At 67.8% G+C, this 12,893-nt stretch carries 12 protein-coding genes; 9 read left to right on the top strand and 3 right to left on the bottom strand.

Annotated elements, in window-relative coordinates:
- Positions 1-123: 123 nt before the first annotated feature.
- Positions 124-954, top strand: a complete 831-nt coding sequence (locus ACYJSS_RS28935; RefSeq protein ID WP_043246471.1) for an undecaprenyl-diphosphate phosphatase — start codon at positions 124-126, stop codon at positions 952-954.
- 94 nt (positions 955-1,048) lie between these two features.
- Entirely contained in the window at positions 1,049-2,023 is a 975-nt protein-coding gene (locus ACYJSS_RS28930; protein WP_236206425.1) for an alpha/beta fold hydrolase, read from the top strand.
- Positions 2,024-2,211: 188 nt separating this feature from the next.
- Here the strand turns inward: ACYJSS_RS28930 and acnA are convergent, their stop codons facing one another.
- Positions 2,212-4,953, bottom strand: coding sequence for an aconitate hydratase AcnA (gene acnA, locus ACYJSS_RS28925; RefSeq protein ID WP_236206426.1), 2,742 nt, complete (start codon positions 4,951-4,953; stop codon positions 2,212-2,214).
- A 215-nt stretch (positions 4,954-5,168) separates the two neighbouring features.
- Here acnA and rlmM point away from each other — a divergent pair, with 215 nt between their 5' ends.
- Both rlmM and tusA read left to right on the top strand, forming a co-directional pair.
- On the top strand, positions 5,169-6,224 hold the full coding sequence (gene rlmM, locus ACYJSS_RS28920; RefSeq protein ID WP_043246476.1) for a 23S rRNA (cytidine(2498)-2'-O)-methyltransferase RlmM: 1,056 nt from the start codon (positions 5,169-5,171) through the stop codon (positions 6,222-6,224).
- A gap of 89 nt (positions 6,225-6,313) precedes the next feature.
- Positions 6,314-6,553: a sulfurtransferase TusA gene (tusA, locus tag ACYJSS_RS28915; RefSeq protein WP_021216828.1), complete on the top strand. Its 240-nt coding sequence runs from the start codon at positions 6,314-6,316 to the stop codon at positions 6,551-6,553.
- Positions 6,554-6,716: 163 nt separating this feature from the next.
- On the opposite strand, the gene ACYJSS_RS28910 is transcribed toward tusA, so the two are convergent.
- Complete coding sequence (locus ACYJSS_RS28910) at positions 6,717-8,129, bottom strand: MATE family efflux transporter (protein WP_111262853.1); 1,413 nt, start codon at positions 8,127-8,129, stop codon at positions 6,717-6,719.
- Positions 8,130-8,393: 264 nt separating this feature from the next.
- On the opposite strand from ACYJSS_RS28910, the gene pdxB reads away from it, so the two are divergent.
- Positions 8,394-9,536, top strand: coding sequence for a 4-phosphoerythronate dehydrogenase PdxB (pdxB, locus tag ACYJSS_RS28905; RefSeq protein WP_236206428.1), 1,143 nt, complete (start codon positions 8,394-8,396; stop codon positions 9,534-9,536).
- 70 nt (positions 9,537-9,606) lie between these two features.
- On the opposite strand, the gene ACYJSS_RS28900 is transcribed toward pdxB, so the two are convergent.
- Positions 9,607-9,783: a PA1571 family protein gene (locus tag ACYJSS_RS28900; protein WP_178082991.1), complete on the bottom strand. Its 177-nt coding sequence runs from the start codon at positions 9,781-9,783 to the stop codon at positions 9,607-9,609.
- A gap of 194 nt (positions 9,784-9,977) precedes the next feature.
- On the opposite strand from ACYJSS_RS28900, the gene ACYJSS_RS28895 reads away from it, so the two are divergent.
- The 4 genes from ACYJSS_RS28895 to ACYJSS_RS28880 all read left to right on the top strand — a co-directional run bounded on the left by ACYJSS_RS28895 (position 9,978) and on the right by ACYJSS_RS28880 (position 12,880).
- Positions 9,978-11,117 (top strand): ATP-NAD kinase family protein, encoded by a 1,140-nt coding sequence (locus ACYJSS_RS28895; RefSeq protein WP_111262855.1) that lies wholly within the window; start codon positions 9,978-9,980, stop codon positions 11,115-11,117.
- Positions 11,118-11,409: 292 nt separating this feature from the next.
- The gene (locus ACYJSS_RS28890; protein ID WP_111262856.1) at positions 11,410-11,808 is read left to right on the top strand and encodes a GFA family protein; all 399 of its coding nucleotides are present in this window, start codon (positions 11,410-11,412) and stop codon (positions 11,806-11,808) included.
- Positions 11,809-11,810: 2 nt separating this feature from the next.
- Positions 11,811-12,389 carry a DUF1287 domain-containing protein gene (locus ACYJSS_RS28885; RefSeq protein WP_111262857.1) on the top strand — a complete coding sequence of 193 codons (579 nt, stop codon included), beginning with the start codon at positions 11,811-11,813 and terminating at the stop codon, positions 12,387-12,389.
- 50 nt (positions 12,390-12,439) lie between these two features.
- On the top strand, positions 12,440-12,880 hold the full coding sequence (locus ACYJSS_RS28880) for a thiol-disulfide oxidoreductase DCC family protein (RefSeq protein WP_111262858.1): 441 nt from the start codon (positions 12,440-12,442) through the stop codon (positions 12,878-12,880).
- The last annotated feature ends 13 nt before the right edge of the window (positions 12,881-12,893 follow it).

The raw sequence follows: 12,893 nt of genomic DNA, 5'->3' as shown, positions 1-12,893 counted from the left end.
TGCAGATCGTCGGCCGGGAACCCGCGTCACTGTGGCTGGTCTCAGCCGCGCACGGCACCCGTCCGGGCCACACCACACACCTTTTCGAGCAGGCCGCCATCGGGCGAGCCTTGGGGAGAACCAATGGATTTTTGGACGGCCTTCCAGGCCCTGATTCTGGGCGTAGTCGAAGGCATCACGGAGTTCCTGCCGATCTCCAGCACCGGCCACCAGATCATCGTCGCGGACCTGATCGGCTTCGGTGGTGAGCGCTTCCAGGCGTTCAACATCATCATCCAGCTCGGCGCCATCCTCGCCGTGGTCTGGGAATACCGGCGCAAGATCTTCGACGTGGTGGTGGGCCTGCCTCGCGAGCGCAGCGCCCAGCGCTTCACCGGCAACCTGCTGGTGGCCTTCTTCCCGGCGGTGATCCTGGGCGTGGCCTTCGCCGACCTGATCCACCACTACCTGTTCAACCCCATCACCGTGGCCACGGCGCTGGTCATCGGCGGGGTGATCATGCTCTGGGCCGAGCGTCGCGATCACCTGATCCAGGCCGAGACGGTGGACGACATGAACTGGAAGCAGGCCCTCAAGGTGGGCTTCGCCCAGTGCCTGGCGCTGGTGCCCGGCACCTCGCGCTCCGGCGCCACCATCATCGGCGGGCTGCTGTTCGGCTTGTCGCGCAAGGCGGCCACCGAGTTCTCCTTCTTCCTCGCCATGCCCACCATGGTCGGCGCGGCGGTGTACTCGGGCTACAAGTACCGCCACCTGTTCCAGCCCTCCGACCTGCCGGTGTTCGCCCTGGGCTTCGTGGTCTCCTTCATCTTCGCGATGATCGCCGTGCGCGCGCTCCTCAAGTTCATCGGCAACCACAGCTACGCGGCCTTCGCCTGGTACCGCATCGGCTTCGGCCTGCTGATCCTCGCCACCTGGCAGTTCGGGCTGATCGACTGGGCCACCGCCCAGGGTTGATGAGTCCCGGGCATTCGCGACATCGATAAAGGCACGCCCCCGGGCGTGCCTTTGTCATAGTGGGCGCCTGCACCGCAACGATTGAGGAAAGCCCATGAGCGCGCTCGAACATCGCCTGCTGGAGGTCAACGGCATCCGCCTGGGGCTGTATTGCGCGGGCCCCGAGGATGGGCGGCCACTCTGGCTGCTGCATGGGTTCCCCGAGTGCTGGCATTCCTGGCGCAACCAGATCGAGCCGCTGCTGGCCGCCGGCTACCGCGTGCTGGTACCGGAGATGCGCGGCTACGGCGGCAGCAGTGCCCCGAGCGATCCCGCCGCTTATGACCTGATCACCCTCTGCGGCGATATCCAGGCCGCCATGGACGCCCTCGGCCAGCATGAGGCCTGCGTCATCGGCCACGACTGGGGCGCTCCGGTGGCCTGGCACCTGGCACTGCTGGAGCCGCTGCGGGTCAAGGCGGTGGTCGGCATGGCGGTGCCTTTCGGCGGTCGCCCGAAGCAACCGGCGACCGAGGCGATGCGTCAGCACTTCGCCGGGCGCTTCAACTACATCCTCTATTTCCAGACGCCGGGCGTCGCCGAGCGCGAGCTGGATGCCGACATCCCGCGCACCCTGCGGATGATGATGCACAACAGCTCCGCCGCCGTGCCCCGGGACTTCTTCCTCCAGGACAAGCCCGCCGGCGCGACGCTGTTCGACGGCATGCAGGACCCCGGCCAGCTGCCGGCCTGGTGCGACGAGGCGGCCTTCGCCGAGTACCTGAAGACCTTCGAGGGGCGCGGCTTCCACGGTGCGCTCAACTGGTACCGCAACTTCGAGCGCAGCTGGCAGCGCACCGAGCCGCTGCAGGGCAGGCAGGTGTTGCAGCCGGCCCTGTTCCTCATCGGCGACAAGGACCCGGTCGGCACCCTGGAGGCCCACAGCATCAAGGTCATGCCGCGCAGCGTGCCCGGCCTGGAACAGCACGTGATCGCCGAGTGCGGGCATTGGCTGCAGAACGAAAAGCCGCGCGAGGTGAACGCCCATCTGCTGGGCTTCCTGGCGCGGCACTATCCGAATGGCAACTGATCTGCGGGGTGGGATGGGTGGGAGCGAATTCATTCGCGATTGTTCGGCACCGAGCCCATCGCGGTTGAAACCGCTCCCACAGGTGGGAGCGGTCTTGGGGCGACTGATGTCGCCCCTGCAGGATTGAGGAGGCTGTAGGGGCGAATTCATTCGCCCGCCCTTGAATGCGCCCCTACAGGCCTCCCAGCTCAGCCGGCCAGCAACTGGCGCAGCACGTAGTGGAGGATGCCGCCGGCCTTGAAGTACTCGACCTCGTTGAGGGTGTCGATGCGACAGAGCACCTCGACCTTCTCGAGCGAGGCGTCCTCGCGGGTGATCTCCAGGGTCAGTGGCATGCGCGGGCGCAGTTCCACGCCGCTGAGACCGTGGATGCCGATCGTCTCCTTGCCGGTCAGGCCCAGGCTCTTGCGGTCGGTACCCTCCTTGAACTGCAGTGGCAGCACGCCCATGCCCACCAGGTTGGAGCGGTGGATGCGCTCGAAGCTCTCGGCGATCACCGCCTTGACCCCCAGCAGGTTGGTGCCCTTGGCCGCCCAGTCGCGGGAGGAGCCGGTGCCGTATTCCTTGCCGGCGAAGATCACCAGCGGCGTGCCTTCGGCCTGGTAGCGCATGGCGGCGTCATAGATGGCCAGCTTCTCGCCGCTGGGCACATGCAGGGTGTTGCCACCTTCCTCGCCGCCGAGCATCTCGTTGCGGATGCGGATGTTGGCGAAGGTGCCGCGCATCATCACCTCGTGGTTGCCACGCCGCGAGCCGTAGGAGTTGAAGTCGGCCGGCTCCACGCCGTTTTCCCGCAGGTAGCGCCCGGCGGGGCTGTCGGCCTTGATGTTGCCGGCAGGGGAGATGTGGTCGGTGGTCACCGAATCCCCCAGCAAGGCGAGGACCCGGGCCTGCTGCACGTCTTCCACCTTGGGGGGCGCACCGGCGATATCGGCGAAGAAGGGCGGGTGCTGGATGTAGGTGGAGTCGGCCTGCCAGGCATAGGTGTCCGATTCGGGCACCTGGATGGCGCGCCATTTCTCGTCGCCGGCGAAGACCTCGGCGTATTCCTTGCGGAACATGGCGGTGTCCACCTTGGCGATGGCGTCGGCGATCTCCTTCTGGCTCGGCCAGATGTCCTTCAGGTACACAGGCTTGCCGTCCTTGCCTTCGCCCAGCGGTTCGCGGCTGATGTCCAGGCGCACGCTGCCAGCCAGGGCATAGGCCACCACCAGCGGCGGGGAGGCCAGCCAGTTGGTTTTAACCAGCGGGTGCACGCGGCCTTCGAAGTTGCGATTGCCGGAGAGCACCGAGGCCACGGTCAGGTCGCCCTGCTGGATGGCCTTCTCGATGGGCTCCAGCAGCGGGCCGGAGTTGCCGATGCAGGTGGTGCAGCCGTAACCCACCAGGTCGAAGCCCAGCTCATCGAGGTACTTAGTCAGCCCGGCGGCGGCGAAGTACTCGGTCACCACCTTGGAGCCGGGCGCCAGGGAACTCTTCACCCAGGGCTTGCGCGTCAGGCCCTTTTCCACGGCCTTCTTCGCCACCAGGCCGGCGGCCATCATCACGCTGGGGTTGGAGGTGTTGGTGCAGGAGGTGATGGCGGCGATCACCACGGCGCCGTCGCTCAGGCGGTGGGTGCGGCCCTCGTATTCGTAGTCCATCACGCCGCTCTGCACGCTGCCGCCCACGGCGGTGCCACCGCCGCCCTCGCTGAGCAGGCGGCCGTCCTCCTTGGCGCTGGGCTTGAGTTGCAGGGCGATGAGGTCGTCGAAGGTGCTGGCCACCTGGGTCAGCGGCACCCGGTCCTGCGGGCGCTTGGGCCCGGCCAGGCTGGCTTCCACCGTGCCCATGTCCAGGGACAGATTGTCGGTGAACACCGGTTCGTCGCCGGCGTTGCGCCACAGGCCCTGGGCCTTGCAGTAGGCCTCCACCAGCTTGACCGTGGATTCCGGGCGGCCGGAGAGGCGCAGGTAGCCCAGGGTGATCTCGTCCACCGGGAAGAAGCCGCAGGTGGCGCCGTATTCCGGGGCCATGTTGGCGATGGTGGCGCGGTCGGCCAGGGGCAGGTCGGCGAGGCCGTCGCCGTAGAACTCGACGAATTTCCCCACCACGCCCTTCTTGCGCAGCATCTGGGTGACGGTGAGCACCAGGTCGGTGGCGGTGATGCCTTCCTTGAGCTTGCCGCTGAGCTTGAAGCCGATCACCTCGGGGATCAGCATCGACACCGGCTGGCCGAGCATCGCCGCTTCCGCCTCGATGCCGCCCACGCCCCAGCCGAGTATGCCGAGGCCGTTGATCATGGTGGTGTGGGAGTCGGTGCCCACCAGGGTGTCGGGGAAGGCGTAGGTCCTGCCGTCCTCGTCGCGGGTCCAGACGGTGCGGCCCAGGTACTCGAGGTTGACCTGGTGGCAGATGCCGGTGCCCGGCGGCACCACGCTGAAGTTGTCGAAGGCGTTCTGGCCCCAGCGCAGGAAGGCGTAGCGCTCGCCGTTACGCTCCATCTCGATCTCGACGTTCTGCTCGAAGGCCTCGGGGCTGGCGAAGCGGTCCACCATCACCGAGTGGTCGATCACCAGGTCCACCGGCGAGAGCGGGTTGATCTTCTGTGGGTCGCCGCCGGCCTTCGCCACGGCATCACGCATGGCGGCCAGGTCGACCACGGCGGGCACGCCGGTGAAGTCCTGCATCAATACCCGCGCCGGGCGGTACTGGATCTCGCGCTCGGAGCTGCGGGTCTTCTGCCAGGCCACCAGGGCTTCGAGGTCCTCGCGGCCGACGGTCTCGTTGTCCTCCCAGCGCAGCAGGTTCTCCAGCAGCACTTTCAGGGACAGGGGCAGTTTGTCGATGCTGCCGAGGCGCTTGGCGGCCTCTGGCAGGCTGAAGTAGTGATAGGTCTTGCCGTCCACCTCGAGGGTGCGGCGGCTGTTCAGGCTATCCAGGGAAGGCATGCGACATCTCCTTTTGGCCCACACGGCATGGGCCGATACAGGGGGCGGAACCTTGGAAAGCTAGCTCTGCTTGGCAGGTTCCGCCATGTTCTGGACTCACGTTCCGCCAGCATGGTTCCTCTTGTCGCATCACTGCGGGCGTAGGAATTTTCCATCGGTTAGTGTGTGAAATCGGGCGCTTCGGCTCTATAGTGCGCGGCCAAGGAGACACCCCGATGAATAGCCTGTTCCTGCACTGCCGCCCCGGTTTCGAGGGCGAAGTGTGCGCCGAGATATCCGACCTGGCCGCCCGACTGGACGTGCCCGGCTACGCCAAGGGCAAGGCCAACAGTGCCTGTGCCGAGTTCATCTGCCAGGATGCCGACGGCGCCGAGCGGCTGATGCGCGGCCAGCGTTTCGCGCGCCTGATCTTCCCGCGCCAGTGGGCCCGTGGCGGCTTCCTGGCCCTGCCGGAGACCGATCGCATCAGCGTGCTGCTGGCGCACCTGGCCGACTACCCGGTGTGCGGCAGCCTGTGGCTGGAGGTGCTGGACACCAACGAAGGCAAGGAGCTGTCGAATTTCTGCAAGAAGTTCGAGGCGCCCCTGCGCAAGGCCCTGGAGAAGGCCGGGCGCCTGGTGGATGACCCGGGCAAGCCGCGTTTGCTGCTGACCTTCCGCAGTGGCCGCGAGGTGTTCGCCGGCCTCGCCGAGGCGGACAACTCCGCGCTCTGGCCCATGGGCATCCCGCGCCTGAAGTTCCCCCGCGAGGCGCCGAGCCGCTCCACGCTGAAGCTTGAGGAGGCGTGGCACACCTTCATCCCCCGCGAGCAGTGGGAAACACGGCTCTCCGAGGACATGACCGGCGTCGACCTCGGCGCATCCCCCGGTGGCTGGACCTACCAGCTGGTGCGTCGCGGCATGCTGGTCACCGCCATCGACAACGGCCCCATGGCCGAAAGCCTGATGGAGACGGGGCTCGTGCAGCACCTGATGGTCGACGGCTTCACCTTCAAGCCGAAGCAGCCGGTGGACTGGATGGTCTGCGACATCGTCGAGAAGCCGGCGCGCAACGCCGCGCTGCTGGAGACCTGGATAGGCGAGGGGCTGTGCCGCGAGGCGGTGGTCAACCTCAAGCTGCCGATGAAGCAGCGCTACGCCGAGGTGCAGCGCCTGCTGCAGCGCCTGGAAGACGCCTTCCGCGAGCGCAGGATCAAGGTGTCCATCGCCTGCAAGCAGCTCTATCACGACCGCGAGGAAGTGACCTGCCACCTGCGTCGCCTGGACCGCTGAGGCCCCACGCCCAGCCGCGCCGGGCATCGGCCGGGCTGGGCGTGCCCGGCGCTTTACGCCACAATGGCGACCTGTTCCTGGAGTACCCCATGTCCGATCAGCCTGATGCCATTCTCGATGCCACCGGCCTCAATTGCCCTGAGCCGGTGATGATGTTGCACAACAAGGTGCGCGACCTGCCGTCCGGCGGTCTGCTCAAGGTCATCGCCACCGACCCGTCGACCCGGCGGGATATCCCCAAGTTCTGCATGTTCCTCGGCCACGAGCTGGTGGAGCAGGGCGAAGAGGCCGGTACCTACCTGTACTGGATCCGCAAGAAAGCCGAATGAGGCCCGTCCCGGATGCGAAGAAGCCCGCCTGATGCGGGCTTCTTGCTGTCTGGAGGCATGTCGGTGCGGTGGTCGGGTGGAGCCCCGCCTGCGCGGGTATGACGAGGCCCCTGGGCGCGCGACCGTCCCCGTCACCCTCGCGAACGCGGGGGGCCGCTGGACCTCAGGCCGGCTCCGCCACGCCCAGCCGCTCGCCCATGCGGATGCGCGAGCGTGCGCTGCGGGCGACGCGGAACGACAGCATCACCGCCGCCACCGTGAGGCCGACGATCAGCCCCTGCCACAGGCCGCGCGGGCCGGTGGGTTCGCCCAGCCAGTCGGTGAGCCCCAGCAAATAGCCGACGGGCAGGCCGATGCCCCAGTAGGAGAACAGTGTCAGCACCATGGTCACCCGGGTGTCCTGGTAGCCGCGCAGGGCGCCGGCGGCGGTGACCTGGATGGCATCGGAGAACTGGAACAGCGCGGCGAACACGATCAGCGACGCGGCCACTGCGATCACCTGCGCATCCGGCGTATAGATGGCGGCGATCTGTTCGCGCAACAGCAGCATCAGGCTGGCCGAGAGGCAGGCGTAGGTCAGTGCCACGGCCATGCCCAGGCCGGCGGAGAAGCGCGCGTCACGCGGTGTGCCGCGGCCCAGGGAGTGGCCGACACGTACGGTCACGGCCATCGCCAGGGAGTAGGGGATCATGAACACCAGCGAACTGAAGTTCAGCGCGATCTGGTGCCCGGCCACCACATTGGCGCCGAGGCCGCCGATGAGCAGGGCGATCACCGCGAAGATGCTCGACTCGGCGAAGATCGCGATGCCGATGGGCAGGCCCACGCTCAGCAGGCGGCGGATCACCGCCCAGCTCGGCCTCTCGAAGTGATTGAACAGGCCGCTCGGCTTGTAGACCTTGGCGATGTTCACCCAGGCCAGCATGCCGAAGAACATCAACCACATGACGGTGCCGCTGGCCCAGCCACAGCCGACGCCGCCCATGGCCGGGAAGCCCAGGTGGCCGTAGATCAGCACGTAGTTCAGGGGAATGTTCAGCAGCAGTCCGCAGATGCCCAGCACCATGCTCGGGCGGGTTCGACCGAGGCCGTCGCTGCAGCAGCGCAGCACCTGGTAGAGGGCCACTGCCGGCAGGCCGAAGGCGATGCCGTGGAGGTAGCCCATGCTCGGGATCACCAGGTCTTCTTCCACGCCCATCAACTGCAGCACGGGCTCGGCGCACAGCAGCAGGCCGGCGCCGGCGATGCCGACCACCACGGCCAGCCACAGTGCCTGGCGCACCAGCGGGCCGATCTCGGCGTCCTGGCCGGCCCCATGGCGCTGGGCGACTTTCGCGGTGGTGGCCAGGAGGGTGCCGGTCATCAACAGGAACACCGGCACCCATATGGAGTTGCCCAGGGCCACGGCGGCCAGGTCACGCGGGCTGACGCGGCCTGCCATCACGGCGTCGACGAAACCCATGGCCGAGTGGGAGAGCTGGGCGATCATGATCGGCAGGGCGAGGGTGAATAGGGCACGCAATTCGCGACGGGTACGGTCGAGGCGAGTCTGGATTGTCACGGGGGGTCTTTCCATGGCTGTGAAGCGTTCACCGGTACGGCGGTGGCGTCCGTATTGCTTGTGGCCCACGGGGTGGGCATGCCTGGCTGCGATGGGCTCGCAACGGGCGCTGGCCTGGCCGTGGCAGGGGGAATGCCGGCGATAGAGGGCAGCGGAGGCGAAAGACCGCGTAGTTTACGCCTTGACGATGCAGTCAGGAAAGAGGGGCGATGCGTGCCTGCGAGGCGACGCCGGGTGGGTGGATTCCGTAGAATGGCCGCCTTGCCCCCGGAGAGCGCCATGCGAATCCTTGCTGACGAAAACATCCCCCTGGTCGACGCCTTCTTCGGCGGTTTCGGCTCCATCCGCCGCCTGCCGGGCCGGGCCATCGACCGTGCCGCCCTGGACGACGCCGAGGTGCTGCTGGTGCGCTCGGTGACCCGTGTCGACCGCGCCCTGCTGGAAGGCAGCGCGGTGCGCTTCGTCGGCACCTGCACCATCGGCACCGATCACCTGGATCTGGACTGGTTCGCCGAAGCCGGCATCGCCTGGTCCAGCGCGCCGGGCTGCAATGCCCGGGGCGTGGTGGATTTCGTGCTGGGCAGCCTGCTGACCTTGGCCGAGGACGAAGGCGTCTCGCCGACGACCCGTACCTACGGCGTGGTCGGTGCCGGCCAGGTGGGCGGACGCCTGGTGGAGGTGCTGCGCGGCCTGGGCTGGCGGGTGCTGGTCTGCGACCCGCCGCGCCAGTTGGCCGAAGGCGGAGACTACGTCGACCTGGCGACCCTGCTGGAGCAGTGCGATGCCATCAGCCTGCACACTCCGCTGGACAAAGGCGGTGCCCATCCCACCCACCATCTGCTGGGTGCCGCTGAACTGGCGCGGCTCAAGCCCGGCTGCTGGCTGATCAATGCCAGCCGGGGCGCGGTGGTGGACAACCTGGCATTGCGCGATGTGCTGCGTAGCCGGCCGGACCTGCGCGCGGTACTGGACGTCTGGGAAGGCGAGCCCGAGGTAGACCCTGAGCTGGCCGCACTCTGCCGCATCGCCACGCCGCACATCGCCGGCTACAGCCTGGACGGCAAGCTGCGCGGCACCGCGCAGATCTACCAGGCGTTCTGCCGTGCCCATGGAATCGAGGAAAGCGTGCATCTGGATGCGTTGCTGCCCGCGCCCTGGCTGCCTGAATTGACCCTGGACGCCAGTGCCGACCCGGTCTGGGCCCTGGCCATGCTGTGCCGCGCGGTGTACGACCCGCGCCGTGACGACGCCGACTTCCGCCGCAGCCTGGTGGGCGATGCCGCACAGCGCCGCCTGGCCTTCGACGCCCTGCGCAAGCACTACCCGGTGCGCCGGGAAATCGACGGCCTGCGGGTGCGGCTTCAGAGCGAGGCGCCGCAACTGGCGCAGTGGGTGAGGGCGCTGGGCGCCGAGCTGGCCTGATCGCCGGCCAGGACGCCGGAATGAAAAGGCCCGGGCAGGTGCCCGGGCCTTCGGAGTGGAGCGAAGCGGGTCAGGCCTGTTTGCGGGCGCTGACCGACTGCTTGTCCAGTTCCTTGCAGGCATGCTGGATCATGCCTTCGGTGATCGGAATCTCGCGACCTTGCGCGTCGATGATCGCGCCGCCAACGGGCTGCTGCGGTTGAAGTGGAACGACCCGGCGGGTGGAAGTGCTGTTCTGCAAGCTCATGGCCTGTCTCCTCATCAGGTGGTGCGCGCAGTCTAGGTCCCATAGATGAACGCGCAGTGACAGTCAGGCGCCAGTATTACGCCGTAAAGCAATGGGACCGGAGGGTATCTGCAGCGATTGTGCCAATCGCGCTGGCCGTCCGGTCCCACAGGTTGACCCGCAGCGCGGGCCGAGAGTTCAGCGAAGAGGTTGGCATGTCGATATTCCGTATGGGCCTGATCATCAATCCCCTGGCCGGGTTGGGCGGCACGGCTGCACTCAAGGGCAGTGATGGTGTCGCCGCCGAGGCCCTGGCGCGTGGCGCCCTGCCTCGCGCCGAGGAGCGCACGCGCCTGGCGCTGGAGTCCCTGCTGCCCCTGGCGGAGCGTCTCGAATTCCTCACCTTCCCCGGTGCCATGGGCGCTGACCTTCTGGCGCGCATGGGTTTCCGTCATCGCCTGGTCGGAGCCCTGGAGGGGGCCACCAGCAGCGCTGCCGACACCCGCCATGCGGTGATGGCGCTGCAGGAGGCGGGGGTGTCGCTGATCCTCTTCGCCGGGGGCGACGGCACGGCCCGGGATGTCAGCGCCGTGGCCCGCGAAGGCCAGCCGGTGCTGGGCATCCCGGCGGGGGTGAAGATTCATTCCGGGGTCTATGCCATCAGCCCGCGCGCCGCCGGGGAGCTGGCGCGACGCCTGGTCGAAGGCGGGCTGGTACGCCTGGCCAGTGGCGAGGTGCGCGACCTCGACGAGGCCGCCCTGCGCGATGGCAAGGTGGCGGCACGCTGGTACGGCGAGCTGACGGTGCCGGTGGAGGGCCACTTCATGCAGCACGTGAAGCAGGCGGGCATGGAGTCCGAAGAACTGGTGCTGGTCGAACTCGCCGATTGGCTGGCGGACAGCTGGGAGGCGGACGTGCGCTATGTCTTCGGTCCCGGCTCGACCCTGCATGGCCTGGCGGGCAACCTCGGCCTGGAGACCACCCTGCTGGGCGTGGACGTGATCGAGAACGGCCAGGTGATCGCCCGTGACGTTACCGAAGCCCAGCTGTTCGCACTCGTGGATGGCCATCCGGCCTTCCTCCTGGTCACCGCCATCGGCGGCCAGGGCCACATCATCGGTCGCGGCAACCAGCAGATCAGCCCGCGTGTGCTGCGCGCCATCGGCCTCGAACGCCTGCGGGTGGTGGCCACCAAGCGCAAGCTCGGCACCCTCGAAGGCCGGCCCCTGCTGGTGGACAGCGGCGATCCGCAGCTGGACGACGCCTTCCCCGATGCGGTGCGCGTCTGGGCGGGCTACAAGGAAGAGCTGCTGTACCCGCTGGGCTGGGCCGGCGAAGTCGATACCGAGGCCTGACCGGCAGATGACTACAGCGCGCTGGGAACCGACCTAGAGCGCAAGCGGCGGGCGCCCCTGGTATTGCCCCGGACCGATCCTTAAGGTTGGCCGGGCCTGCCGATCCGATGCTTCCGCCCCCGGCGCATTCTCCTCAGGGCTTATGGTTGGGGCGTCTGGGGTGGAGTCCCGGATCGGCAGGCTCCTTTGCACAGCTGCATACCCTTGGCCCGATGGCTCACACCATCGGGCATTTTCCGTTGCCTTCCGCTCCGCTACTCTTGCCGCTGCACACCTGTCCGAGGAGGGAAACATGGTCCAGGGTGGTTGCCTGTGCGGCGGAGTCCGCTTCGAGATCGAGGGTGAGCTGGCGCCGATCCAGATCTGTCACTGCAGCCAGTGCCGCAAGGCGCAGGGCACGCCCTTCGTCACCAATATCCCGGTGGACGAGACGCGCTTCCGCCTGCTCGCCGGAGCGCAGCTGCTGCGCGCCTTCAGCTCCTCACCGGGCAAGCAGCGGGTGTTCTGCGAGCAGTGTGGCTCGCCCCTCTACAGCCAGAGCGAGAAGGCACCCGGCGTACTGCGCATCCGCGCCGGCCTGCTGGAAGGCGAGCTGGCCACGCGCCCCGCGAACCATGCCTACGTGGCTTCCAGGGCCAATTGGTGGGACATCGACGATGCCCTGCCGCAATTCCCGCAAGGGCGGGGTTGATCATGTTCAAGCGACTGTTCTGCCTGTACCTGCTGCTGGCCAGCCTGGGGGCCGAGGCGGCGGTGGATGCCGGGCGCCTGGTGGATTCGGCGCGTGCGCAGGTCGGCGTGACCCTCAGCTACGACCCGGTCTACCGGCGCATCGCCTACCCCGGTGGCGACGTACCGCTGGCCACCGGGGTGTGCACCGATGTGGTGATCCGCGCATTGCGCGAGCAGGGCCTGGACCTGCAGAAACTGGTGCACGAGGACATGCGCAGCCACTTCTCCGCCTACCCGCGCAACTGGGGCCTGAAGCGCCCCGACCCGAACATCGACCATCGCCGCGTGCCCAACCTGATGACCTGGTTCAAGCGCCAGGGCATGGCGCTGACGCCCAGCGACCAGGCCGCCAGCTACCGCCCCGGCGACATCGTCACCTGGGACCTGGGGCGCGGCCTGCAGCACATCGGCATCCTGTCCGATCGCACCAGTGCCGAGGGCGCGCCGCTGGCGCTGCACAACATCGGGCGGGGTACCCAGGAGGAGGACATCCTCTTCCGCTACCGGATCATCGGGCACTACCGCATCGCAGAACGTTGATTCGGCGCCTGTTAGTATCTGCACCCTCCTTTCCTGAGCGGGAGCGCGTGATGAGCGCTGATTCCTTTCCCCCCCACATCCGGCCCGGCGAGCGGGTGGTGCTCTTCGATGGCGTGTGCAGGCTGTGCAACGGCTGGGCGCGCTTCCTGATCCGCCATGACCGCGAACACCTGTTCAGGCTGGCCTCGGTGCAGTCCCCCGAAGGCCAGGCGATCCTGCGCTGGTACGGCATGCCCACCGACCACTTCGACACCATGGCCTACATCGAGGGTCGCGATCTGTTCGTGCGTTCCGACGCGGTGCTGCGCATCGCCCGCCAGTTGCCCTGGCCCTGGCGCCTGGCCACGGTGTCGCGCGTGGTGCCGGCGTTCCTGCGCGACTGGCTCTACGACCGCATCGCGCTGAACCGCTACCGGCTGTTCGGTCGCCACGAGGTCTGCCTGTTGCCGGACCCCGACCACGAGCGACGCTTTCTCCACGCGGACCACTAAGCGGTTCCGTGCC

The organism is Pseudomonas sp. No.21 (assembly GCF_054558415.1).
This window is presented reverse-complemented; position numbering and strand designations above follow the sequence as displayed.